Genomic DNA, 25,335 nt, shown 5'->3' with positions numbered 1-25,335 from the left:
GTGTCACTTTTAAAAAGACTTGGTAAAGAGGAATTAATACCTGAAACTCCTGTCGCCAACAAAGCCAACCTGCTTTCGACAAAAAAGATGTCAGAAGACGAGGGCTTAGATAGTAAGCTTCATAACTATTTGGTTGAAGAATTTAAACGAATTTCTACAGATGAAGATGTTAACTATGATGAACTGATTGAAAATAAGTCTGAAGAGTTTTTTAAGCAGGAAGGGACACTGCTTACTTATGAAGATAAACAGGAAATTCTTGTAAACGCAAAAAACGAGTTGACGGGTTTTGGACCAATTTCCCCACTGTTAGCCGATTCTTCCATAACAGAAGTCATGGTAAATGGTCCCAAGGATGTTTATGTGGAAATAAAAGGAAAAATCACTAAAACTACCGTTCATTTTAAAGATGATGAACATGTCCTTAGGGTAATCGAGAAAATTGTCACTCCGCTTGGACGAAGAATTGATGAAAGCTCACCAATGGTTGATGCACGTTTGCCGGATGGTTCACGTGTGAATGCTATAATACCACCACTTTCCTTAAAAGGACCAGCCATCACAATACGGAAATTTTCAGAGAAACCTTTTACTATTCACGATTTAATTCACTTTCAAACATTAAGTACAGAAATGGCGGAATTTATCCGAGCTTGTGTTGTATCTAGGTTGAATATTTTTATAAGCGGAGGTACTGGATCAGGAAAAACTTCTTCTCTAAATGTACTTTCATCGTTTATTCCTAACAATGAAAGAATAGTTACAATTGAAGACGCTGCTGAATTGAGACTTGCCCAGGAGCACGTGGTTACGCTGGAGTCACGGCCGCCAAATATAGAAGGACAAGGTGCCATTACAATTAGAGATCTTGTAAGGAACTCTCTTAGGATGCGACCTGACAGGATTATTGTTGGAGAGGTTAGAAGCGCAGAAGCCTTAGATATGCTTCAGGCAATGAATACTGGTCATGATGGAAGTCTTGGCACCGGCCACGCCAATTCACCGCGAGATCTTTTAGCACGTTTAGAAACAATGGTACTGATGGCTGGATTTGATTTGCCGGTAAGGGCTATCCGAGAGCAGATTGCCAGCGCACTTGACATCATTGTCCATCAAACAAGAATGAAGGATGGTACTAGGAAAATTACACATATCACAGAAGTGCTTGGATTAGAAGGCGATACGATTGTCATGCAAGACTTATTCGTTTTCAAAGAAACGGGAACAAATGAAGACGGGAAAGTACAGGGGAAATTTATACCGACCGGAATCCGCCCGCATTGTGCAGAACGATTGGAATTGTCGGGATTTAAAATGCAGTCTTCATGGTTCATGAAGGAATGGAATGTATGAACTATATCAATTTCTTATATTTAGTAGGATCGATTCTCTTGTTTATGGTGCTTTTTCAATTCCTGCTATCCTATTTTTTGAGAAAAAGTAGGTTTAAAAAAAGGCTAAAAAACTATGACCTTATATTAAAGCATCCAGAGGAAAAAGATGAAATAGACGAAAAAAAGCCGAAGCAAAATCTTGCTACTACGCTCATTAAGAAAATTGGAACAATATTTGAAAGTAATTCAAAATCATCAAAGTGGCCTAAGCTTCTTATTCAGGCAAACTCACGCCTTTCTCAAGGGGAATTCTTGTTTTTCAGATTATTAGCTTTAATTGTTCTGGTTCTATCAGGATACGTTTTAAAGGTTCATTGGCTATTGCTAATTCCCTTAGGAATTCTAGGGTTTTGGCTTCCCGTATTACATTTAAAGAAAAAAATCGAAAAAAGATTGAACCGTGGCTCCTATCAATTAGCGGAAGCGTTAGGGACAATGGCTAATTCTATGCGTGCAGGCTTCAGCTTTATGCAAGCGATGAAGTTGATTTCAGAAGAATTCCCGGATCCTCTAGGACCTGAATTTGAAAAGACGTTAACGGATATAAATTATGGAATCCCGGTTGAAGAAGCATTCCTAAGAATGCTTGAAAGGCTTCCGGACAAAGAATTAGAAATGGCTGTAAAAGCCATGCTGATTCAACGGGCAAGCGGAGGGAATTTAGCAGTATTATTGGAAATCATCCAAGAAACAGTGACAGGAAGACTGCAAATAAAAGATGAAATTCGAACGTTAACCGCACAGGGGAAATTATCTACTTGGATTATCACTGGCTTGCCGATCGGGTTAGGAATTTATTTAAGATTTGCTAACCCAGAGTATTTTAATCTATTAACAGAGGATCTTTTAGGGATTGTCATGCTTTGTATGGCAGCTATTGGAATTGTATTGGGTTGGTTGCTCATCAGAAAAATTGTGAGAATAGAGGTGTAACACATGAATTTTTTTTTATATTTTCTGATGTTAGTATTTGTTTCGTTAATCATTAGGTCTATTCTGCAATTTGCTAACCAAAGGGCATTTATTATGAACGAACGGATCGATACCTTTATTGGCTCACCGATAGTCCATAAAAAAGGTGAAAAGAAAAGAAATGCAGAACCAGGATTACTATATAAAGAGGTTTCTGTTTTTTCGGGAAAGATGAAGGAAAGGCTATCCAGTAAAATTTCGAAAGAGACAAAGAGTGACTTGGAACGAAGGCTGCGAGAAGCAGGGCTTTCTTATAAATGGACGCCTGTTGGTTTCCGATTTATCCAGATTCTAATCGGTGCGGTACTGTTTATTTCGAGTCTACTTTTATTTGGAAAACTAAGTGACAAATTCTTTGCTTTGTTACTTTTAGCTGGAGCTATGGGTGCCTTAGGTTATCAATATCCATCCTTTTATTTAAGTTCATTGAAAAAAAAGCGGGTTGCCAAGGTTGAAAAAACACTCGCTGATTTTTTTGATATGGTCAATTTATCAGTTGAGGCTGGGATGGGGCTGGATGCTGCTATTGCAAGAGCCTGCAAAAATTCTCCCGGGCCTTTGTCGGAAGAGTTTAATCGTGCATTAGAAGAAATGCGCCTAGGGAAATCTAGAAGGGATGCCTTTATAGGATTAAGAAGCAGTATTACACTGGATGCATTTCAAAGTGTTATGACTTCCTTAATTCAAGCAGATCAACTTGGTATAGGGATGTCAAAGGTATTGCGTGCTTTAACTGAAAGAATTCGTGAACATCAGCGCCAAATTGCGAGAGAAAAAGCTATGAAAGCTCCAATCAAAATGTTGTTTCCGATGATTTTCTTCGTATTTCCGGCTATTTTTGTTATACTACTTGGCCCATTAATTATTTATCTCCTTAAATATGGACTGGGCGGACAATAAGGACTGTTAAACGAATAGTTTGCTAGAAAGGAGACGGATATATGGAAGGAAATCGAATAAGGAAATTAAGGATGAAGAAAGGAATCTCCTTAAATAAACTAAGTAAAGAAACAGGAGTATCGAAATCGTATCTAAGTTTTCTAGAAAGGGATATTAAAAGTAATCCAAGTTTAGATATTCTAAAAAAAATTGCCGAATCATTAAAAGTAGACATTGAATATTTGATAGCAACTTCTTCTATGAATGAAGAGAAATCTCAAAATGAAAGAGGATTATTAAAGCTACAAATAGAACTATCCGAAGAGGAAATCGATAATGAGAAGTATGATAGGATAAAAGAATTGATTGATTACTTTAAAGATAAATGAAAATGCAAACTCGTTGAAGAAACGAGTTACTTTTTTATTCGGGTGTTCTTTATATAAAACAAGTGAGTGAACTTTAAAAGCTAAAAGAAAGGGGTAATTATTTTGTATTGGTTTCTTCTATTATTTCCATTAATCATTTTTCCATGGGGCTTAGAATCATTTTCAACAATTCCAAAGCTTTTTAGTTTATACTTATTTGTCTTAAGTACTTTGGTCATTCTTGCTTATAATAGAAAGTATTGGGTACAAAACATTCAAAAAAGATTAACAATCGCTGAAAAGATTATTTGCGTCTTACTGTTATTAATTGGTGTCTCTACTATTTTTTCAATAAATAAAACAGTAGCGGTCATTGGATTTCCGACACGTTTTGAAGGTTTTTTGTCACTTTTTTCTTATTGTTGTATTTTTCTTTTTTCTATGCGGCTAATGAATGCTAAACAATTTAAAAAAATCATCCCAGGGTTTATAGCTGTTTCGATTATTCTTTCAGTATATGGAATATTGCAGCATTATTCGTTAGACTTTTTGCCAACTAATAACCCGAGTAACTCAAGTTATATTAGAAGTTATGGACTATTTGGCAATCCCAATTGTTATGGGTCATATTTAGTTCTTATATTATTGTTATCTATTTGTCTTTTCTTTAGTGAAAAAGGGAATAAAATTAAACGTTTTATCTTTTTTACATCATGTTTGACATTTTTAGTTATGTTATTTACAGGAACCCGAAGTTCTTGGGTTGGATTATGTTTTGGGTTGATTTTTTTCACAGTTTTTGTGATTTTAAGGAGGAGATATCTTTGGAAAAGATACTCTATTTTATTAATTTCATTTTTTACAATTTTTATAATAGTTAATTCCACTGAAGATGGGAGTTATTTCAACAGGTTTAACTCGATAATAAGCGATTCTTCCAAAGTTCTTAAAAAGGAAGAAACTACTGGCCAAGAAGGATCTTATAGAATGTTTATTTGGCAAAAATCTTTACCATTAGTAAAAGAATATTTTTGGGTAGGTACTGGTCCGGACTCATTTATATTTGCTTTTCCAAATGGTGATAAAGAAACCAAGGAGATATTTGGGGACATAAAAGTTGACAAAGCCCACAATGAATACCTACAAATGGCAGTTACACTAGGCGTACCGGCACTATGTGTTTACTTCCTTTTACTCTTCGTAATTTTAAGGAAAGCTTTCCAAGCAACGAGACTGATTCGGGGCAATGAGAAAATAATGTTATATGGACTAATATCCACTATTATAGGCTACCTTGCCCAGGCATTTTTCAATATAAGCGTGGTCACCGTAGCGCCGATTTATTGGTCAATCCTAGGAATCACCTATGGTCTTTCAATACATTTCCTTAATAATGCAAAAAGCCAGAATCATAAAGAAACTAAAACCACAGAAGTTTCAAAAATTGCTATGATTAATTAGCAAGGGATAAAACCCATTCATGTCCCCAAGAAAGAAATGTAAGAAAACTGATACCTCCAAGAATAGAAAGGGACCATTTCAAATATAAACGGTGAACCCGAGACAACAGGCACCCGGCACATAAACTAAACCAAACAATAATTGTTAAAACAATAAAGCCATCGAGAACCAAAAAAGGAAGCCACCTATAGAAACTCATTCCACCAAGCATACCACTTAGAAGCGCCGGCACAAAAACATCCCGGCTTCCTTTTATTACTGGCTTACTTGTAGCATCCAGTGATTTTCCCATAACCAACGGATAAATAAAATAAGGCAGCACCAACCCAAAACAAATTCCAGTCATCAGCCTCCTTATATTCGTACTCTCAAAAAGATGTGCATAAGACCCAACTCCATCGACCATAAGAGGTAACATAAAAAATAGAAGAAAAAAGCTCATTTTAACAGTAGGAATAGTGATAGATGCCTTCCGTTTAACCAAACACAAATAAATAAGCGTTGAAAATATTCCAATATAAATCCCTATATCACGTGCGCAAACAGACAGAACCTTTCCGTCTACAAGGAGTGATCGTTCATCAATCTGATGGCAAATAGCCCGGCCAAAAAAATCCAATATCTCCTGTAGCACACCCCATCACTCCTTAGTGAAAAGAACCCATCCTCCCTCAAAGAGTTGGGTTCTTCTTATTTACAAAGCATCTTCCGCCTTCCGAATCCATACGCCAAAACATATATTTTCCCTAATACCCCGTCATAAAAGCCGGCAACACTGACAATGCCGACAAAGCAAACCAGCATATGCAACTCAACACAATGGATACAATTCCAACAGTTAAACAAGTTTTCCCGATAGCCTTTTTCTCCACGTCTTGGTCATTCATCCAGATAATCCCTAATATAATTCCAACAATGGGGATGAAAAACGATAAAATGTATAGCAGTGCTTTTAATCCACCCGACACGAGATCACCTCCAAATGTCGAAAACTTGCGGATTTTCTCTTGGGATGGAAAATCCTCACACAATGATATGTATGACATAGGAAAATGGAATTTGCCTGTACGTTTTGGAAATTTTTGATTAAATTTCCACCCGTTTGCAGTGTTTTTCGGTTACAATGATGAGGATAGATTTTTGTAAGTACTTGTCTAAATATCTATTAATCTGCCAATTGTTTTAATATAATTGTAATATTTTTAATAGATTTGTAACAACGTGGAGGGAAAATCGTCTATAATGGTGGATGAAAAATAAATACCTTCAAAGAGGGATGAACGATGGGGAAACTGAAGAGGAGAAGACAGGTAAGGGGGGCTGTATTCCTTCTTACCATGATTGGGCTGCTGGCCATTGGAATGTTTGCCGTAAACTATTTTCAGGCAAACGCGGCAGGCAAATCTGCTAATCAGGCAAACAACGAGCCTATGAAAAAGGCAAATGCTGCGATGGTGGGAAAAGGGGCCCATGATGACCAGCAGGAAAAAGAAATGATACAAAAACAAATGGAAAAAGTCATGGCGTCTAGAAATGAACATGAGAAAACGAAGGACCAGGAAAATCCACCATCTGATCCGGCTTCGGCCCAACCACCAGCTAATACACCTGCTCCTGAAACTACAACAGCACCCAACACGAATCCACCACAGCCGGCAGCAGCCCAACCGCCTGCACAGCCAACTGGCAAAAGAACAATTTATTTAACATTTGACGATGGGCCGTCTGCCATATCGGGCGACATCATTGCACTCTTGGAGCAACACCATTTTAAAGGAACTTTTTTTATGATTGATGGAAATATCCGCAAATACCCAGATGCTGCGAAATTAATGGTTCAGACCGGAGAAGCGGTGGGACTGCATAGTGTCTCGCATCGGAAAGAAGTATTTTATGCTTCAGCCGATTCTGTTTTAGGCGAGTTAACCCAGAATCGGAATACATTAAGGGAAATTACTGGGGTAGATTCTTTTTTAGCAAGAACACCTTACGGAAGTTCGCCTTATATGACCCCTCAGTATAAACAGGTTGTTAAGGATAACGGCTATTTCATGTGGGATTGGAATATTGACAGTAAAGACTGGTATTATAAAGACGCAAGGTACATCGACAACGTTATCGCGCAACTCAATGCGAAGGCAGGCCACAATGGCCCGCTGGTGATTCTTCTTCATGAGAAAAAAGAAACGCTCGCCCATTTGCCGCAACTGCTCGATTATTTAACCCAGCAGGGCTTTGAAAGTAAGGCGATTGACAGCACGATACCACCTGTTCAATTTTAAAATGTATGTGTTCACATTTAATCCAATATTTAAATTCGAAAAAATGTAAACAAATTTGATATAATAAATTTGTAAATTTCACAATTTTAGTGAAGGTTATAGTAAAACATAATGGGGTTCGATAATTACCGATGATGAATAAACTTTACCAGACCAGAGGCTTCAAGAGAATCTTAATCTTCATTGTGATTGCATTGGCTTTATATGCGATGAAATCAATTATTAATTTAATATTGCTGACCTTCATTTTTGCGTTTTTAATGGATCGGCTCGTTCAATTCATTGAAGACAAAATCCCGCTAAATAGAAAGCTGCTGGTGGTTATTTCGTATGCTACCATTGTCGGTTTGCTTACCTATGGTTTGGTTATGTACCTGCCAATGATTGCGGGTGAAATCACGGCCCTCATTAAACAGCTGACGGCTTTTTATACATCGAAGCATGATAATGTGGTCCTGAATTATATTGTGAGCCAAATGAATGAAGTGAAAATCTCCAGTTACTTGGAACAGGGAGTCACATACCTTTTAAAGTACTTTACAGACATTAGCAAAATAAGCCTGCAGGTTTTGCTGGCGCTTCTATTAAGTTTATTTTTCCTATTGGAAAAACCAAGGTTGATTGAATTCACCGGGAAATTTAAGACGAGTAAGGTTGCATCGATTTACGTTGAAATTGAATTCTTTGCGCAGAAGTTTGTCCGGACGTTTGGTAAAGTAATCGAAGCGCAATTAATTATTGCAGTTGTAAACTGTATTTTAACAACCATTTCTCTTTGGCTGCTTGACTTCCCGCAGCTAGGCGGCTTGTCCATCATGATTTTCCTGCTCGGCTTGATTCCGGTTGCAGGGGTCATTATTTCTTTGATTCCGCTGACCATTATCGCTTATAGTATTGGCGGCCTGATGAAGGTCCTTTATGTCGGGATTGCCATCGCCATCATCCATGGCATTGAGGCCTATATTTTGAACCCGAATTTAATGAGCTCGAAAACGAATTTGCCGGTTTTCTATACCTTCATCGTGTTGATTTTCTCTGAGCACTTCTTCGGAGTTTGGGGGTTAATTATCGGGATTCCGGTATTTGTCTTCCTCCTTGATGTTTTGGAAGTTACCGAAACCAAGAAGAAATAATTTGTGAAAAGCCCTTAACCTGGGGCTTTTTTGTTTTGCTAGAAAAATGGTATTCTAATGTTAATTAGACATGGGAGGGAAGCTTATGAGTGAATGCAAATTAGATCATTCGAATGATGATGTGAAGAAGAAATACGAATCACAGTCGGCATTTTTACCTGAGGACATGAAGCCATTATTTGGGCAATTTTTCGAAAAAGAACACACCCAGGATATTTTAAATGAAGTGTTTCACCTATTGAAAAAATATGATTTGGCATCCGAGGAAGAAAAGAGTGAACGAACAAACCGTTTAAATATGGTGTTAAGAAACTTATAAAATGAAGTAGCGGCCTCCCTTTGTATTTGATTTGGGAGGCTTTTCGTTGTTTAAGGTAGGGGATTCAAGGGAACCTTAGAAACAATTAAACAGTATTTTTCGGAGGTTAATTAATGAAGTACTCCTTTATTCGTTTTTTAATTGTCGGAGTCATTAATACGATAGTAGGTTTAACCACTATGTATGTGCTGCTTAACGGGTTTCGGTTTTCCTACTGGTGGTCCACGCTGCTAGGCAATATCGTCGGAGCAGGGGTTAGTTTTATATTAAATCGGAATTTTACCTTTAAAAACGACAGTGCGATTGGCGGCAGTCTTGTCCGGTTTGTCATGGTGATAGGTATTTGTTATTTTGTTTCTTACTCTTTAGGATTGAAACTGGCTATTTGGCTTTTGGAAAAATTGCCTGTGGTTCCGAAGGAGTTTGCAAAGGATTTAGCGGTTTTACTAGGGACTGGCATTTATACTATTTTGAATTATTTAGGTCAGAAACATTTTGTTTTTAAAGAAGCAGAAAAACGCAGAATATTAAAAACGGACCCCAATGCTGATACATAAGGGGTCCTTTCCGACTAACAAATACAGGTCTTTCTTTTAACCCCAATTCTATTGAGATTTTCAATTTTTTTAATGTAATCAGTTGCTAATGGCACCTTACAAGCTGTCCTGCCGACATCAACGTGAACTTTACCAATTTTCTCTGCCACACTTTTGGCTTCTTCATTCAGTTCCGCCACATAGGCCCCGACACTAATAACAAACCCATTCATCACATAGCGAACGCGGTTTTGCTCTGAATGGATTGTAGACTCGACCTGATGCAGCAAGCTCCGAATCTCCCCCAGGTCTAGTATTTCATCAGGAGTTATGGAGAGATAGTTCGAATATGTACTCCACCCAGCCACCGCAATCATTTCCTCATCCGATTTCATCCATTCCCGGGCCAGTTCAAGAGCAAACGGACTTTCTGCGGCAACCCCTGCAACAGTGTATTCGGCAAGCATATACCAATCAGCTTTTTGAACCCAACGCTGGAGTGTTTCAATGGTCATTAATTTTGGGTTGACCGAAAGACCGGCCAGGTACATCGCATCACTATTCCCGGTTTCGTATAAAGCGAGCGCCAAGTCTTGATTCTTTTTCACATGTTTGACGAGCTTTTTTAAATCGCCGACTTTTACTCCAAATAAAGGCCCGCGCGCCCCATGATTGATAAAAGTCTTCTTCGTTTGTTCCGAACCGAGCTCTTCGAGAGTTTGCATAATCTCTTCTAACTTCATTTACCGCCCTCCAACCCTTTTATCCTATTTTACCATCATTATGGAAATTTTTCTGTTATCGCATTCATTAACCCTTTTTAGAAAATATTAAGATTAGCAAATTTAAATGAAGGATATATGTAAAGTTCACATAACACCCGAGCGGAAAATTTTTCAGCATGAGAGTAATTATGACGTGTTTATAAGACTAAGTGAGTCAAATTTTCGGTGGAAAGGGAGTTATGAAGCGTTCATAAAGCCTGAACGTGTAGATTTTTCGGTGGAAAGGGAGTTATGAAGCGTTCATAAAGCCTGAACGTGTAGATTTTTCGGTGGAAAGGGAGTTATGAAGCCGTTCATAAAGCCTGAAGGGGTAAATTTTTCAGTGGATAGGGAAATATGAAGCGTTCATAAAGCCTGAACGGGTAGACTATTCGGTGGAAAGGGAGTTATGAATCGTTCATAAAGCCTGAACGGGTAGACTATTCGGTGGAAAGGGAGTTATGAAGCGTTCATAAAGCCTGAACGTGTAGATTTTTCGGTGGAAAGGGAATTATGAAGCGTTCATAACACCAATAGGGATACAATTTTCAGCCCAATAGTAGTTATGAAACGATTATTACACCCTGTAGGATAATTTTTCTAATCAAAGGGGAGTTATAAAAATTGTATAACTCCCGATTTAGAATTTGAAGTCTGGCAAGTGTAGTTATGAATAGCCTATATCGTTAATGGCCTAATATTCCAAATGAATTAGTAGAAAAGGGGACATTGGATGGGAGAACTATTTAAGTTATTAAAGCGCGGAAATAAGTCAGCAATGCTGGCGGCTATTGTGAATACCGTTATTGCCATTATCAAAGGCGTGGCTTATATGTTTACTGGAAATGTAGCGATGTTTGCGGAAACCATGCATAGTTTAGGGGACGCTGCAAACCAGTTTTTTGTGTTTATCGGATCGGCTTTAAGTAAAAAAGCCCCGACGGAAAAATTTCCAAACGGATTCGGCCGGCTTGTCAATCTAGTTTTACTTGGCGCGGTGTTGATTGTTGGGATTATGGCGTTTGAAACTATTAAAGAAGGTTATCACCACATGGTTCATCCAACTGCGTCCGGCGGTTTTATCATCAATATTATTGTTTTGGGAGTGGCGACAATTCTTGAGACATTTGTTCTTTTTAAAGCCATGAAAGAGATCTTACATGAAATTGGGATGGAGGCTACTGGTCCAAGTGTGTTTGCTAAAAGCTTTGCCAATCTGGGCAGAGCCAAGCCGGCGACGAAGCTTGTATTTATGGAGGACCTTGTTGCAACCTTGGGCGGTTTGCTGGCCATTATCGCAGTAGTTATTGCCCATTTTTCCAACATCCATTGGCTCGAAGGATTGGCCTCCATTTTGATTGGAGCCATGATGTTTTTTGTGGTCGGTAGGGTCTTTTTGGACAATGCAGCAGGGGTAATTGGCCAAGCCGACGAAGAAATGGAGAACAAAATTGGCTCGCTTGTTATTGCAGATCCAGATGTCAAGGATATTCAAGGAATTACCGTCATCAAGGAAGGGGAAGACCTTCATGTTGAATTGGAAATCGAAGTTGACCCGCAGCTTACAGTTGCCGAGGCGGATGATATTAGAGACCGCTTAGCTGAAAAAATACTGGCTGAAAACGGCGTAGTCGATGTCAAAATTGAAATTGATGAAGAAGATGAAGTAATGCATTGGGAAAACAAACCACGACCTACTGTGTAGTAGGTCTCTTTTACTGATTGTTCGTTCTTTATAATGAAATAATAGTAGCTTTTTATAGGTTCGTCATATATACTAGATTTAGGTGTTCTTTAGATAGAACAAATCGAATGTTTAATAAAGAAAATTAATATAAAGGGGGGAATTCTATATTTCATGATGGATCAGAAAATAAGGGTTTTCCTAGAAAAACTATTTGGGGGATATTTTTATGAAGAAAAAGTCTAAGATTTCTCTATTAACGTTGGCTGTAATGCTTATAGGCGGTTTATTCTTTGGGTTTCATTCGACTCTAGCAGATAATGGACAAACTATTATGGTCCATATAGACGGTGAATCTGTTAATATTAAGAACTTCACGATTTATTATAAATTGGATAATTCATCGGTAGAACACACTGCGGTACTTGTAAGAGATAATGATGACCAACCATTTTTCGGCAATTTATCTTTTGAGGGAAAAGTACCTAGCACAATATATGCTAAGGGATTTATTGAGGAGAAGGAATATAATTTTACTTTAAGTGATAACGGCAAAGGAAATCCAAACGGAAACGGTATATTAGTTTATTGGGCAAAGGTTGGCAATGTAGTTGTACAACCACCTGATGAGGAAAAGCCACCAGTTGAAGACCCAGGAGATGGGGATTCAGATAATCCTCCAGCCAAGGAACCAGGAAGTGGGAATACAGATAATCCACCACCGTCGGGAGATAATTCTGGGGGTCAAACACAACCAGGTGATACCCAGGAAAACCAACCAGGCAATACTTCAGATAATACCCAAAGCGGTACAACTACACCAACGACTACAACTCCAAAGACAACTCAACCACCAACTACTACTCAAGTTACTCAGCCAGCAGTCCAGACTCTCTCAACCGTAAGTGGAGGAGCACTTCCAAAAACGGCAGGTCCTTGGATGAATTGGCTGCTATTAAGCGGAGTGTTAGCGCTTGGTTCATCTGCAACACTGTTCATGAAGTTCCGAAAGTTATAAAACCATATCAAAAAGTGAGGGATGGAAGATGAAAAAAAGGATTTTTCTCTGGAGTATGAGAACAATCTTCCTGCTCTCACTTTTTTCTATTCTCTTTTGCAGCTATCAAATCTATCAATCCCATGCCAAGGTGAATGCTTCCCTAAAGGAATGGGAGAATAAAAAAGAAACACCTCCCCTAAAGGAGTCCCCTGTATCATTTTATGACAAGGAAATAATTCCGATTAAAAAGGCTCAGCCAGAGCAGACGCCGCTTTATTCGAACCTGCTTGCAACAGGCGCCGTATTTGGAAAAATTACTTTTCCAAAAATAAAAAAAGAATTCCCTATAGTTCAAGGCACGGAACAGGAAGAGCTAGCCAAGGGGGTTGGACATTATATGGGAAGTGTTCTGCCAGGTGAACATGATAATACCGTATTGGCCGGGCATCGGGATACGGTGTTTAAAGAGCTTGGCCGGATTGGAATCGGAGATATTGTCGAAGTCGAAACGGAAGCGGGACGTTTTACTTATAAAATCACAAAACAGCGGATTGTTCATAAAGACGACCGGACTGTCATTGTGCCGTATGATTATGCGGCCATAACTCTTATTACCTGCTATCCATTTGACTTTGTCGGACCTGCACCGGACCGGTTTATTTTAGTCGGAGAATTGCAAAACTGAGGCGTGGGGACGGTTCTTGTGCATCAAAATTTTGATGCACAAGAACCGTCCCCATGCTTCACTTTGTATAAAATGGATGAATTACAGGGATTATATTCTTAGAGTACTTTTTTTAGGGAGGCTTACGTATGTCTGAGCGCAGCATTAGGTTGTCAAGTTCGGAAATTGCCGCATTATGGGCTACGTATATACAGGAAAACATGACGGTCTGTTTGCTCACCTATTTCTTGCATCACAATAAGGATGTGGAAATTAAGCCGATCCTTGAGAGGGCACTGCAGAATTCGGAAGCACACCTTCAACAAATTACTGACATTTTTGTAAAAGAAGGCATTCCAATACCCGATGGTTTTTCAGAAAAAGATGTGAATTTGACAGCCCCGCCTTTATTTTATGATATGTTCGGGCTCAGCTTTGTTTATTCCTTGACCCGTCTACTGATAATTAATGGGAGTTTTTTGACGGCTAATGTGGCAAGGAAGGATGTTTTGGATTTTTTTATCACGATGAACTACAAATCAACCGAACTTTATAGGCAAGCAACTGAGTTAATGCTGTCAAAGGGGATTTACGACCGTCCGCCATACGTTCCTTATCCAGATAAGGTGGAATATGAAGATAAACTTTCCTATATTAGTGGTTTTGGAAAAAAAAGGCCATTAAATGTAGCTGAAATAATGGAGATTTTCTTTAATATCGAACGAAATTATTTTTCGGTACTGCTTTGTATGGGCCTTCTTCAAGTAGTAAAGGATAAAGAAATTCATAGCTTTATAAAGGAAGGAAAAAAAATCTCTGAACAACAAATTAGAACGTTTAATGATATATTGATGAAAGAAGAGCTGTATGGCATTATTACAACCAATATTGAAGTGACGGATTCAACCGTCTCTCCATTTTCTGATCGGCTGGTTGTTACCCTTTTTCATTCCTTAAACGGCATTGATATCGCCCTGCTCGGTCATGCGGTATCGTTATCGATGAGAACTGATTTAGTGGCCTACTATCAGAAATATATTGCTGAAATTCTTTTATACTCTGCTAAGGGAGTGGACCTTTTAATGGATCGCGGCTGGTTCCAAAAACCGCCTCATGCTCCTAGCAGAAGAGACCTTCAGAAAATAGACTAGGTTCGAGCAGTGTGCGGTGAACCTAGTCTATTTTTTACCTATCAAAGGCTCTAGGTTATTCCCACGGTTTTTGCGTTGTAAAGTATCCGGCCAGTTCTTTACTGTGTCTCCGATGTTCTTTCCGTTTTTCGGCCCTTTCTTTCCCTGTATCGTATAACTTCTTTTCTTCCTCAGTCTCAGGGATGATCCCAGGGACTTTAGTTGGCTTGCCATCGTCATCTAATGCCACAAATGTTAAAAAAGCAGTGGCGGCAATTTTTCGATCGCCGGAAATCAGGTTTTCGGCAATAATTTTCACAAAAACCTCCATTGAAGACGTACCAGTCCAAGTGACAAACGATTCGAAGCAGACCGAGTCCAACGGTGTAATCGGTTGAAGGAAGTCGACGGAATCGGTCGAAGCGGTCACACATTCGCTTCGTGAATGTCTTGTTGCCGAAATCGATGCGAGCATATCAACATCGCTCATCAGCTTCCCGCCAAACAATGTATTATGGTTGTTGACATCGTTCGGGAATACCCGACTGGTCCTGACTACTCGAGACTCATTGCATGTTTTAGCTTCCATTATATAAAAAACCTCCATTTGCTTAACTATTTCTATTTTGCCCTAATTCCGTTCAATTTTTAGTGAAAATTCAGCGATTGTGGTACATTACAATATAATAGCACTTTCCAGGAGGTTTCAAATAAATGAGCATGCAGGCACAAATTATGAAGGAGTTAAACGTCTCTCCCAACATACAGCCGAAAGAAGAAGTCCGGAAGAGAATCGATTTCTTAAAAATGTATTTAACCAAAACAAAGGCAAAAGGCTACGTGCTTGGAATCAGCGGCGGTCAGGACTCTACGCTGGCAGGACGCCTGGCGCAGCTCGCAGTCGAAGAGCTGCGAAATGAAGGGATAAATGCCTTATTCATTGCAGTCCGTCTGCCATATGGAGTCCAGCAGGATGAGGAAGACGCAAAGCGTTCTCTCAACTTTATCCGCGCCGATCGGGAACTGGTTTTTAATATTAAAGGAGCGGTGGATGAGGTCCAGAAGGAATACGACAAAGCCACAACAACACAGCCGTTGAGTGACTATCAAAAAGGAAATGTTAAGGCGCGAATGAGAATGATTGCTCAATATGCCGTCGGCGGGATGGAAGGGCTGCTTGTAATCGGAACGGATCATGCAGCTGAGGCGGTTACCGGTTTTTACACAAAATACGGGGACGGCGGGGCTGATGTTCTGCCGCTGACCGGCTTATCCAAAAGGCAGGGCAAGGCACTTCTGAAGGAATTGGGTGCAGACGAACGTCTATATTTAAAAGTCCCGACTGCCGACCTGCTCGACCAAAAGCCTGGTCAGGCCGATGAAACGGAGTTAGGCATTACCTACGACGAACTTGACGATTACCTCGAAGGCAAGCAGGTTTCTGAGGAGATTGCGGAAAAAATAGAGCAGCGCTACATCTTGACTGAACATAAACGAAGACTTCCCGCCAGTATGTTTGATGAATGGTGGAAGTAGAACACCAAAATGAGACTGCCCACTTTAATGGCAGTCTCATTTAAATCAACCCACTTTTTGCAGCCGCAGATGATCAGCAATTAGTGCAATAAATTCACTATTCGTCGGCTTTCCTTTTAAAGGACTTACCGTATTCCCAAAGACCAGATTTAAATGCTCGATACTGCCGCGGTTCCAGCCCACTTCAATCGAATGCCGGATGGCTCTTTCAACCCGGCTTGGGGTGGTATTGTACAATTTGGCGATGGCCGGATAAATCAATTTTGTGATTCCACCCAATAATTCCACATTGCGGAACACCATTTGGATGGCTTCCCGTAAGAAAATATACCCTTTTAGGTTTGCTGGAATTCCCATCGAGCGGAGCACATCGGTGATTCTTACTTCTAAGCTCTCGCCGCTCTTATTCTCGTTCGCCGGTTTAGATTCTCTCGAGATTTTTATTGAATAACTTTCGTTTGAACAAATCGTTCTAATTGTATCGGATAACTGAGATAGCTCAAATGGCTTTAACAGAAAATAGGATACCCCTAACTCATTTGCTTTCTTAATGATATCCTCTTTTCCAAATGCCGTTAACATTAAGACTTTGGTCGAAATATGATCGGCATAAAGCTTTTCTAGTAAAGAAAATCCGTCGGTATGAGGCATGATTAAATCCAGAATGACCACATCCGGATGTTCTCGTTTGATCAACTCCAATCCCTCCATGCCATTATGGGCGATTCCGACCACCTTCATATCGACTAGTTTTGACAGGTATTCATTAAGTATTTCCGTTAATTGAAAATTATCATCTATAATTCCAATTTTTATCATAATTAACCAATTCCTTCCTAAATAAATCCCACTACTTAGTATTTTTCGATAAATTTCGTTAGGAGACAAGTAATATTTTCCAACAAAAAACTTAGTATTTATATAAAACCCCTATGGTATTTGTTTGTTCCTGTCGAACTTTTAGCTTTATTGTAAAAATAAAATGGCTATTGAACTAGACTGTACTATTCAATTTCGGTATTAATGTCTAAACCAAAGATAGTATAGAAGGAAGGAACCTTTAATACATAAGTCCTATATTGAAAGCGATTGCTAAATAGTCATAAAAATGCAACAATTACAGATGCTGTAAGGGGCATTTCCCGTTTTATAATAAAATCATAACGGGGAGGTGTACCTAAATGAGATCCCATCTAACGGAGGGTAAATTTCTAGTTTATTCAACCATTGCGATCATCCTGCTGTTAGGCATTCATTTATTCCAGCAGAAAATCATCACCCTGTATAATCCGGAAAACTACGTTGGCTTCCATTTCATCTTAGAGGTTTTCAGCATCTCCATATCTGCGGCCATCTTCCTGTATGCATTAAAAACCTATGGGAAAACCCGGTCGAGAAGGATGCTTCTTCTGGCCTTTACTTTTTTCATTGTGGGGGCGCTAGATACAATCCACACCTTGTCCTTTAAGGGGATGCCTTTTTTCTTTACTGAGAGCTCTGTTGCAAAAGCTACTTGGTTTTGGGTAGCGGCAAGGGTTTTTCAAGCGCTGTTTATTTTTCTGATTCTTCTTCTCCACGACAGAACACTAAAAAAAGACTATCGATGGCCAATGTTTATCTTTGCCACAACCTTGGTTGTGCTCATTAGTTCCATATTTATTTTTTTCGAAAAAAGCCTTCCGCTGCTAGTGATTGAAGGAAAAGGAACAACGCCGTTGAAAAATGGCTTTGAGTATTTTGTCAGCTTCGTACAGTTTGTTTCACTCATTATTACCTTGTATCAATATTATTTGGAGAAAAGTGAAGCGAAACTGGCAATCGCCCTGGCACTTGTCTATCTATTGCTAACAAGCTTAATTTTTACCGTCTATCAAAGTGTCTTTGATTTAGACAATTTTACTGGTCATTTATTCAAAGCGATTGGGTTTTACTATATATTAAGAGGTTTTTATTTTATCAGCAGTGAACAGGAGCACGAGAACCAAAAGGAACAAACTATTATCAAGCAGCTTCCTGGCTTTGTTTTTAAAGCTATAAAAAGCGAGAGTGAATTTATTCTAACTTATGGGGAAGGAAATATGACTGAACATTTGGGTTATGATCAGCAAAACCTGCTGGGGCAGCCGCTAGCTAATGTTTTTCCGGATTCTCAAGGTATTCTTAGTGATTACTGTCGCTTGTGCATAAACAGGCAAGAGGAGCGTACTTTTGAAATAGACCTAAATGATAAGGTATTGTTATTTTCCATTAAACCATTTGTGGAGAACGATCGAGATGTCATTCTCGGTACAATCGTGGATGTAACCGGAATGTATCAGGAGCCTCCCTCCAAACAGAACGCCATTATATAAGAAATTTTAACCTATCAGAACCATTCTGATAGGTTTTTAATTTTTATAAAAGGGCAAAATAAACCCATCACTTTTATGGGATTAGCAAAACTCAAACTTAGGAGGTAACCATCATGAAAAAACTATCCATCATTTTCGCCTTACTGTTGAGCTTCATGCTTGTATTGGCAGCCTGCGGCAAGGATGATAAGGCCGATAAAAATAAAAAGACGGACAATAAAACGGCAGAGAAAACGGAAAATGATTTATTAGCTAAGGTTAAGGATGACGGGAAAATTTTAATCGGAACAGAAGGGACTTACCCACCATTCACCTTCCATGATACAAGCGGCAATTTAACCGGATTTGATGTGGAGCTTGCCGAAGAGGTGGCCAAGCGGATTGGCGTAAAAGCAGAGTTTAAGGAAACCCAGTGGGATGCCATGTTTGCCGGCCTTGATGCAAAGCGATTTGATATGATTGCGAACGAGGTAGGAATCCGTGCTGACCGTCAGAAAAAATACGATTTCTCAGACCCATATATCACTTCTGCTGCTGTTCTAATTGCAAACAAGAACAATACAAAGGTTAAGTCCTTTGATGATATTAAGGGATTAAATTCTGCTCAATCTCTGACAAGTAACTATGCCGACATTGCGAAAAAGTTTGGGGCTAACATCGTTGGAGTTGAAGGCTTCCAGCAGGCAGTTGAACTGCTTGCCCAGAACCGTGTTGATGTTACGATTAACGATAAAATTTCTTATTTAGATTACACAAAGCAAAAGCCGGATGCACCGATTAAGATTGTCGCAACAAGTGAAGATGCCTCAACAAGTGGCTTTATGTTCAGAAAGAAAAGCGATACACTTGTGGATGCTGTAAACAAGGCCCTGAAAGAAATGGTTGACGATGGCACATACAAAAAAATCTCCGAGAAATGGTTTGGTGTAGATGTACTTAAGTAGTATTTTTCCTGACCCGGAACGAACTGCAAAGTTATTGGATATAGCCAAAACCTCCCTCCAGCCGATGCTGGAGGGTGCAATTATGAACACCATTCCCTTAACTATTATTTCGTTTATTGTCGGGATCATTTTAGCTGTATTGACAGCCCTTGCCCGAATTTCGCAAGGGAAAGTATTGCGTGGAATTGCCGGAGTTTATGTGTCTGCCATCCGCGGGACACCGCTGTTAGTGCAATTATTTATTATTTTTTACGGATTGCCGAACGTCGGGTTAACACTCGATCCGTTTATATCTGCTGTCATCGGTTTTTCATTGAGCGTTGGGGCATATGCATCTGAAATTATCCGCGCAGCGATTCTTTCGATCCCAAAAGGACAGTGGGAAGCCGGGTATTCCATTGGCATGACTTACACGCAAGCTTTAAAAAGAATCATTTTGCCGCAGGCAGCGAGAGTATCCGTACCGCCATTATCGAATTCATTTATTAGTCTTGTTAAGGATACTTCACTCGCATCGCTCGTGCTTGTAACGGAAATGTTCCGCCGAGCCCAGGAAATCGCCTCCCGGAACTATGAATTTCTGTTGGTCTATACCGAAGCAGCCCTCATTTATTGGGTCATTTGCTTTTTCTTGTCTGTGCTTCAGCAATATATGGAAAAGCGGCTGGATCGGTATGTGTGATGAAACTTTTCACTAAATTATGGTGAAATTTTCGTAGAATCAATAACAAAAGGAAATTTTTATACTTAAAAAGGGTATCATTTACGATTTTTAGTATTCGATAAGATTTTATCAGCGAATTCGGCCGTTCTATCAGCGAATTTCACCGTTCTATCGGCGAATTGAGACATTCTATCAGCGAATCGATTTTTAATGACCTTTTTTAGAAAAAACCCGATTGAAAAAGGGAGTTTTACAATGATTTCAATTAAAGGCTTACACAAGCAATTCGATCAATTAGAGGTATTAAAGGGAATCGACCTTGAGGTGGGGAAGGGCAAGGTCGTGGTGGTGATTGGTCCGTCCGGATCGGGGAAAACGACAATGCTCCGCTGCCTGAACGTACTTGAGATGCCCACAAAAGGTATCATTTCCATTGAAGGCAACAGTCTTGATTTTTCAAAAAACGTCCCGAAAAAAAGCATCGCCGCGTTTCGCCGCTTGACTGGAATGGTGTTTCAAAACTATAATCTCTTTCCGCATAAAACGGCTCTTGAAAATGTTATGGAGGGGCCGGTAGTGGTGAAGGGGATGGAGAAATCAAAAGCACGCGAGAAGGCAGCGGCCCTTCTTCAAAAAGTTGGCCTCGGCGATAAAATGGATTACTATCCTTCGCAGTTATCGGGCGGCCAGCAGCAGCGGGTCGGAATTGCCCGGGCTTTGGCGATGGAGCCGGAGGTAATGTTGTTTGATGAGCCGACATCAGCGCTCGACCCTGAGTTAGTAGGCGAGGTGTTAAGGGTCATGAAGGACCTTGCCCAAGAAGGGATGACGATGATTGTCGTTACCCACGAAATGCGTTTTGCCCGCGAGGCAGCAGACGAAGTCATCTTCATGGACGGCGGCGTCGTTGTCGAGCGAAACAAACCTGAAGAAATCTTCACCAACCCGAAAGAAGAACGTACCAGGAAGTTTTTGAATATGATTCAATAAGTGCTTTAGCCGAGGGCTGGGGCACTTTTTGTTGTGCGGTCGGATTGGTCTGTTCTTATTGTCGTATAAACCTAGTTAACTGTCGGATAACTCGCTCTTACTGTCGCATAATCTTGGTTAACTGTCGGATAGCCCGGTCTTACTGTCGTTAAACAGATTCACTGTCGGATAACCCAGTTTTACTGTCGTATAGGCCACTCTTACTGTCGCATAAACCATTTCAACTGTCGCTTAACATTTTTGTGAAAATTTTCATAAAAAATCCCCAAAAAGTGAAACTTTTCCCTTTTTTATCCGTAATATTGACTATACATATGACAGAGGAAAGGGACGGATGCCCTATGCTCAAATGAAAACAAACTTTCCCCATTATGAAGGAAAAGGATGATGCACATGGAACTTTTCGGCTTACCAATAGCCACGATTTATTTGTACGGTCTCATCATTTCTGGAGTATTAACTGTTTTATATGTGTTGTTTGCTGATGTGTTTCATTTTGACACAGGAGACGGCGGCTTGCACTTTCTCAACCCGGTCCTTGTCTTTGCTTTTGTCACGGTCCTGTCTGCAAGCGGTTACCTGTTTGAAAGGCTGTCGGCCCTTCATTACTTACTGATCCTAGGAATATCAGCTGTTATCGCACTTATAGTCGTTACTTTGCTAAATGTTTTTGTTCTTGTACCGTTATCCTCCGCTGAGGAATCGCTTGTCTATAAAGAATCTGATTTAAGAGGCCGGATTGGCACCGTTATTACGCCGATTCCTGCTGATGGCTTTGGCGAGGTTATCATTGAAAATGCCAGCGGCCGGATTGCCAAGCCTGCCACAAGCTTTGAAGGGGAATCCATACCAAACGGTGTGAAAGTGCTCATTGTTCAGGTGAAAAATGGTGTACTTGAAGTAACCATTCACCAGGAACTTGAAAGCTTCTTATAAAAGAGAGAGAAAGAGGAGGTTTACAATATGGAATTTGGATTTGTATGGGTAATTATTGGGATTGTTGCACTTATCTTGATCGCATTAATCGGAGTATTTATTACCAAGTACCGGACGGCCGGGCCGGATGAGGCACTGATTGTAACCGGCAGTTTCCTAGGAAACAAAAATGTCCACGTCGACGAATCGGGTAACAAAATTAAAATCATTCGCGGTGGCGGTACGTTTATTTTACCAGTTTTTCAACAGGCAGAACCGTTAAGCTTGTTATCTAGCAAACTAGAAGTAACGACACCAGAGGTTTATACAGAGCAGGGCGTACCGGTCATGGCTGATGGGGTATCCATCATCAAAATTGGCGGTTCCATCACCGAGATTGCCACAGCCGCTGAACAGTTCCTTGGAAAGCCTAAAGAAGAAAGAGAAAATGAAGCCAAAGAAGTTCTCGAGGGCCATCTTCGTTCCATTCTTGGCTCGATGACAGTCGAAGAAATTTATAAAAACCGTGACAAATTCTCGCAGGAAGTACAGCGTGTCGCATCGCAGGACCTTGCTAAAATGGGTCTAATGATTGTTTCCTTTACGATAAAAGACGTTCGTGATAAAAACGGCTACCTCGATGCCCTTGGTAAGCCGCGGATTGCGCAGGTGAAGCGCGATGCCGATATCGCCACTGCCGAAGCTGATAAAGAAACCCGCATAAAAAAAGCGGAAGCCGATAAGGAAGCGAAGCGTTCTGAACTCGAGCGCGCAACAGAAATCGCCGAAGCTGAAAAAATCAACCAGTTAAAAACTGCGGAATTCCGCCGCGAGCAGGACATCGCCAAGGCCCGCGCCGATATGGCTTACGACCTTGAAAGCGCCAAGGCCAAGCAGGATGTAACCGAGCAGGAAATGCAAGTTAAAATCATTGAAAGACAGAAGCAAATTGAACTCGAGGAAAAAGAAATCCTACGTCGTGAACGTCAATATGATTCTGAAGTGAAAAAGAAAGCCGACGCCGACCGTTATTCGATTGAACAGTCTGCTGCTGCAGAAAAAGCCCGGCAAATTGCTGATGCGGAAGCGAATAAATACCGGATTGAAGCGATGGCGAAAGCGGAGGCGGAGCGCGTGCGTTTAGACGGTCTTGCAAAAGCAGAATCGCAAAAGGCACAGGGTCTTTCTGAAGCCGAAATCATCCGGATGAAAGGTCTTGCCGAAGCGGAGGCGAAGCAAAAAATCGCCGAAGCATTCGAGCAATTCGGCCAGGCTGCGATTCTCGATATGATCATCAAAATGCTTCCAGAATACGCAAAGCAGGTGGCAAGCCCGCTATCCAATATTGAAAAAATTACGGTCGTGGATACAGGCGGCAGTTCCGGCCCAAATAGCGGTGCCAATAAAATCACCGGATATGCTACTAACTTGATGGCCAGCCTGCAGGAGTCATTAAAGGCATCAAGCGGTTTGGATCTGAAAGAGCTGATTGAAAACTACTCCGGCAAATCGAACGTGAAAAGAAGCATTGAGGAATTAACAGACGAAATCAAAAAGAAAGATTAATAGAAAGGGGCTGACCGGCTTAACTTCGGTCGCCCCTTTTTCAATGTGCACCGCATAGCGAAGTCCAGGAGTCGCAGCGGGATTCAACCCAAACACACCGGCTAACTCAGAACTTACCTCCCCTGTTTTTCAATAAAATTGTACATCGCGCCAATCATTCCTGCATCATTTTGATACTTGCAGCGCTCAACCGGTATTTTAATCCGTTTCCACCAAGGGAGCTGGTCAAGTTTATGATTAATTTTACTAATCAATCCTTGTTGGGCGATGACACCACCGCCAATTAAAATCTTTTGCGGGTTTAAGGTTGCGGCTAGATTGAAAATTCCATAACTTATGTGTTGAACCCACTCATCAACTAGTTTTCGTACCGAACTATTTTTCTTGGATTCCAGAAAAACTCTTTCTCCTTCAATATGTTCGTGCTCACTAATACCCTTAAGGTGTTTATAGGCTTTAATTAAGGCATTCGTAGAAGCATTCGTATGCAATATCTCAAAGTTATAATTTCCTGCTCTCGTAATCATAAAGCCAATTTCGCCGCCCCTAAAGCTGTGACCATGTAAAAGGCGCCCGTTTACAAAGATACCGCCGCCAATTCCGGTACCAATGGTCATACAAATAAAGTCGCTGCAATCTTTGGCGTTGCCGCTCACTTTTTCAGCTAAGGCCGCACAATTTCCATCATTTTCAACTTCAACTGGCAGATAAATTCTTTTTTCTAATAGCTTTTTTAGGTTTTGATGATCCAGCGCTGTGACCGCGCCCCCGCTTTCTGAGTAACCTGTATGCGGATTGATAAAGCCCGGTAAGCTAATCGCAACACCGCTCACTTGATGATTTTGGGTATACATATGAATTGTTTCTGCCATTTCTTTTAAAAATAGGTCCAGGTTCGTGCAATTGGTATCGTAGCTGTCCTTTGAAAGAATGGTTCCATCTCCTAACAATAGCCCATGCTTTACTTTTGTCCCGCCAACATCAAAACTGATATATTTTTTAGCTTCAGTCCCATCCATTTCGAAACTAGTATACTCTTTCACCTTTTATCCTCCTATTTGCGATTATCAAGCCCAGAAATTTGACTAATAGTCCCCTCATCCGAAGTAGGCTTCTCGAATTCCTTGTATATTTGTTTTAAAACATTATCTGATAACCGCTTTAAAACTCTGTTTCGTTTTTTACAAGTTTCATAATCAGTATCCACATAGAAAATTTCCAAAGTAAGGCCAAATTCCTTTGCCACCCGTCTCCATCTTTTTCGTCTGTCTCTCGTTCTGTTGGTGGTATCCACGAGCACATCATGTCCGCTTTTCAGCAATGTCCGGACCATGAGTTCAGCGTTTTCCCACACGAGAGGTTCTGCCTCTGCTTTATAAACTTGGCCATGTAAAGCAAGCCTAAGATCATCGAGAGATACGCGCACCCAACCTTGCTTCTGAAGAGTTTTACCGTAGGTTGATTTTCCGCTAAGCGGCATCCCGCACATAATTCCCAGTTTCACTGTTCATCCCCTCCAAAAAAAAATTCCTGCCTGTATTCGAAATGACAGGAACAGACACATCTTCACTTAAGCAGCAAGTTCTCTATTTTATTGAATGCGAATGAGCATACATTTGAAAGGTACAAAAAACTATGTTGAATTAATCGAAATATTCAGCTTGGGTGTGATACAAGCCGTTTCCATCCCATATCAGTTCACATAAGTATAAAAGAAACTTCTAATGTCCACTTAGAAGAATAATGTTCGGTTGTTTATTAACAATCAGGAGAAGGTGAGAAA

General features: G+C 40.3%; 27 protein-coding genes. 20 read left to right on the top strand and 7 right to left on the bottom strand.

Going from position 1 to position 25,335, the window contains the following annotated elements; genetic code table 11:
* The 5 genes from V5M37_RS24650 to V5M37_RS24630 all read left to right on the top strand — a co-directional run bounded on the left by V5M37_RS24650 (nt 1) and on the right by V5M37_RS24630 (nt 5,074).
* Nucleotides 1-1,353, top strand: coding sequence for a CpaF family protein (locus tag V5M37_RS24650; RefSeq protein WP_423799537.1), 1,353 nt, complete (start codon nt 1-3; stop codon nt 1,351-1,353).
* Nucleotides 1,350-2,327, top strand: coding sequence for a type II secretion system F family protein (locus V5M37_RS24645; protein ID WP_423799536.1), 978 nt, complete (start codon nt 1,350-1,352; stop codon nt 2,325-2,327). The genes V5M37_RS24650 and V5M37_RS24645 overlap by 4 nt, the downstream gene beginning before the upstream one ends.
* Before the next feature lie 3 nt (nt 2,328-2,330).
* Nucleotides 2,331-3,266, top strand: coding sequence for a type II secretion system F family protein (locus V5M37_RS24640; protein WP_423799535.1), 936 nt, complete (start codon nt 2,331-2,333; stop codon nt 3,264-3,266).
* A gap of 41 nt (nt 3,267-3,307) precedes the next feature.
* Nucleotides 3,308-3,634 (top strand): helix-turn-helix domain-containing protein, encoded by a 327-nt coding sequence (locus tag V5M37_RS24635; RefSeq protein ID WP_423799534.1) that lies wholly within the window; start codon nt 3,308-3,310, stop codon nt 3,632-3,634.
* A gap of 102 nt (nt 3,635-3,736) precedes the next feature.
* Nucleotides 3,737-5,074, top strand: a complete 1,338-nt coding sequence (locus V5M37_RS24630) for an O-antigen ligase family protein (protein WP_423799533.1) — start codon at nt 3,737-3,739, stop codon at nt 5,072-5,074.
* On the opposite strand, the gene V5M37_RS24625 is transcribed toward V5M37_RS24630, so the two are convergent.
* Nucleotides 5,067-5,693, bottom strand: coding sequence for a DUF2085 domain-containing protein (locus tag V5M37_RS24625; RefSeq protein ID WP_423799532.1), 627 nt, complete (start codon nt 5,691-5,693; stop codon nt 5,067-5,069). The two genes, V5M37_RS24630 and V5M37_RS24625, sit on opposite strands and share 8 nt — an antisense overlap.
* A 127-nt stretch (nt 5,694-5,820) precedes the next feature.
* Nucleotides 5,821-6,042, bottom strand: a complete 222-nt coding sequence (locus V5M37_RS24620; protein ID WP_423799531.1) for a hypothetical protein — start codon at nt 6,040-6,042, stop codon at nt 5,821-5,823.
* A 315-nt stretch (nt 6,043-6,357) separates the two neighbouring features.
* Between V5M37_RS24620 and V5M37_RS24615 the strand changes: the two genes are divergently transcribed.
* The 4 genes from V5M37_RS24615 (at nt 6,358) to V5M37_RS24600 (ending at nt 9,365) form a co-directional block, all read left to right on the top strand.
* Nucleotides 6,358-7,356, top strand: a complete 999-nt coding sequence (locus V5M37_RS24615; RefSeq protein ID WP_423799530.1) for a polysaccharide deacetylase family protein — start codon at nt 6,358-6,360, stop codon at nt 7,354-7,356.
* 131 nt (nt 7,357-7,487) lie between these two features.
* Nucleotides 7,488-8,489: an AI-2E family transporter gene (locus V5M37_RS24610; RefSeq protein WP_423799529.1), complete on the top strand. Its 1,002-nt coding sequence runs from the start codon at nt 7,488-7,490 to the stop codon at nt 8,487-8,489.
* 85 nt (nt 8,490-8,574) lie between these two features.
* Nucleotides 8,575-8,808: a hypothetical protein gene (locus V5M37_RS24605; RefSeq protein WP_423799528.1), complete on the top strand. Its 234-nt coding sequence runs from the start codon at nt 8,575-8,577 to the stop codon at nt 8,806-8,808.
* Nucleotides 8,809-8,921: 113 nt separating this feature from the next.
* Nucleotides 8,922-9,365, top strand: coding sequence for a GtrA family protein (locus tag V5M37_RS24600; protein ID WP_423799527.1), 444 nt, complete (start codon nt 8,922-8,924; stop codon nt 9,363-9,365).
* 14 nt (nt 9,366-9,379) lie between these two features.
* Here V5M37_RS24600 and V5M37_RS24595 read toward each other — a convergent pair whose 3' ends face one another.
* Nucleotides 9,380-10,087, bottom strand: a complete 708-nt coding sequence (locus tag V5M37_RS24595) for a DNA alkylation repair protein (RefSeq protein WP_423799526.1) — start codon at nt 10,085-10,087, stop codon at nt 9,380-9,382.
* Nucleotides 10,088-10,841: 754 nt separating this feature from the next.
* Between V5M37_RS24595 and V5M37_RS24590 the strand changes: the two genes are divergently transcribed.
* From V5M37_RS24590 to V5M37_RS24575, 4 genes are all read left to right on the top strand, one after another.
* The gene (locus tag V5M37_RS24590; protein ID WP_423799525.1) at nt 10,842-11,813 is read left to right on the top strand and encodes a cation diffusion facilitator family transporter; all 972 of its coding nucleotides are present in this window, start codon (nt 10,842-10,844) and stop codon (nt 11,811-11,813) included.
* A gap of 208 nt (nt 11,814-12,021) precedes the next feature.
* Complete coding sequence (locus V5M37_RS24585) at nt 12,022-12,810, top strand: hypothetical protein (RefSeq protein WP_423799524.1); 789 nt, start codon at nt 12,022-12,024, stop codon at nt 12,808-12,810.
* Between the two features lie 28 nt (nt 12,811-12,838).
* A complete protein-coding gene (locus V5M37_RS24580) occupies nt 12,839-13,477 on the top strand; it encodes a class D sortase (protein ID WP_423799523.1) in 639 nt (212 codons plus the stop codon).
* 128 nt (nt 13,478-13,605) lie between these two features.
* Nucleotides 13,606-14,607 (top strand): DUF3231 family protein, encoded by a 1,002-nt coding sequence (locus V5M37_RS24575; protein WP_423799522.1) that lies wholly within the window; start codon nt 13,606-13,608, stop codon nt 14,605-14,607.
* A 55-nt stretch (nt 14,608-14,662) separates the two neighbouring features.
* Here V5M37_RS24575 and V5M37_RS24570 read toward each other — a convergent pair whose 3' ends face one another.
* Nucleotides 14,663-15,175, bottom strand: coding sequence for an acyl-CoA thioesterase (locus V5M37_RS24570; protein ID WP_213144285.1), 513 nt, complete (start codon nt 15,173-15,175; stop codon nt 14,663-14,665).
* Nucleotides 15,176-15,300: 125 nt separating this feature from the next.
* On the opposite strand from V5M37_RS24570, the gene nadE reads away from it, so the two are divergent.
* Nucleotides 15,301-16,122: an ammonia-dependent NAD(+) synthetase gene (nadE, locus tag V5M37_RS24565; protein ID WP_423799521.1), complete on the top strand. Its 822-nt coding sequence runs from the start codon at nt 15,301-15,303 to the stop codon at nt 16,120-16,122.
* Nucleotides 16,123-16,167: 45 nt separating this feature from the next.
* Here nadE and spo0A read toward each other — a convergent pair whose 3' ends face one another.
* Complete coding sequence (gene spo0A, locus V5M37_RS24560; RefSeq protein WP_423799520.1) at nt 16,168-16,941, bottom strand: sporulation transcription factor Spo0A; 774 nt, start codon at nt 16,939-16,941, stop codon at nt 16,168-16,170.
* Nucleotides 16,942-17,303: 362 nt separating this feature from the next.
* On the opposite strand from spo0A, the gene V5M37_RS24555 reads away from it, so the two are divergent.
* From V5M37_RS24555 to V5M37_RS24530, 6 genes are all read left to right on the top strand, one after another.
* Nucleotides 17,304-18,473: an MASE3 domain-containing protein gene (locus tag V5M37_RS24555; protein WP_423799519.1), complete on the top strand. Its 1,170-nt coding sequence runs from the start codon at nt 17,304-17,306 to the stop codon at nt 18,471-18,473.
* Between the two features lie 113 nt (nt 18,474-18,586).
* Entirely contained in the window at nt 18,587-19,417 is an 831-nt protein-coding gene (locus tag V5M37_RS24550; RefSeq protein ID WP_423799518.1) for an amino acid ABC transporter substrate-binding protein, read from the top strand.
* Complete coding sequence (locus V5M37_RS24545) at nt 19,404-20,099, top strand: amino acid ABC transporter permease (protein WP_423799517.1); 696 nt, start codon at nt 19,404-19,406, stop codon at nt 20,097-20,099. The genes V5M37_RS24550 and V5M37_RS24545 overlap by 14 nt, the downstream gene beginning before the upstream one ends.
* Nucleotides 20,100-20,336: 237 nt before the next feature.
* A complete protein-coding gene (locus V5M37_RS24540) occupies nt 20,337-21,071 on the top strand; it encodes an amino acid ABC transporter ATP-binding protein (protein WP_423799516.1) in 735 nt (244 codons plus the stop codon).
* 393 nt (nt 21,072-21,464) lie between these two features.
* Nucleotides 21,465-22,007, top strand: coding sequence for an NfeD family protein (locus V5M37_RS24535; protein WP_423802681.1), 543 nt, complete (start codon nt 21,465-21,467; stop codon nt 22,005-22,007).
* 27 nt (nt 22,008-22,034) lie between these two features.
* Entirely contained in the window at nt 22,035-23,552 is a 1,518-nt protein-coding gene (locus tag V5M37_RS24530) for an SPFH domain-containing protein (protein ID WP_423799515.1), read from the top strand.
* A 113-nt stretch (nt 23,553-23,665) separates the two neighbouring features.
* On the opposite strand, the gene V5M37_RS24525 is transcribed toward V5M37_RS24530, so the two are convergent.
* Together V5M37_RS24525 and V5M37_RS24520 are read right to left on the bottom strand one after the other, a co-directional pair.
* Nucleotides 23,666-24,595, bottom strand: a complete 930-nt coding sequence (locus V5M37_RS24525; RefSeq protein WP_423799514.1) for an ROK family protein — start codon at nt 24,593-24,595, stop codon at nt 23,666-23,668.
* 11 nt (nt 24,596-24,606) lie between these two features.
* Entirely contained in the window at nt 24,607-25,056 is a 450-nt protein-coding gene (locus V5M37_RS24520) for an AAA family ATPase (RefSeq protein WP_213144294.1), read from the bottom strand.
* Between the last annotated feature and the right edge of the window lie 279 nt (nt 25,057-25,335).

The organism is Neobacillus sp. SAB-20_R2A, assembly GCF_049568635.1.
In the GTDB taxonomy this organism is placed as follows: domain Bacteria; phylum Bacillota; class Bacilli; order Bacillales; family Cytobacillaceae; genus Neobacillus; species Neobacillus citreus.
Note: the sequence above shows the minus strand (reverse complement) of the source record. Positions and strands in the feature narration are given on the sequence as shown.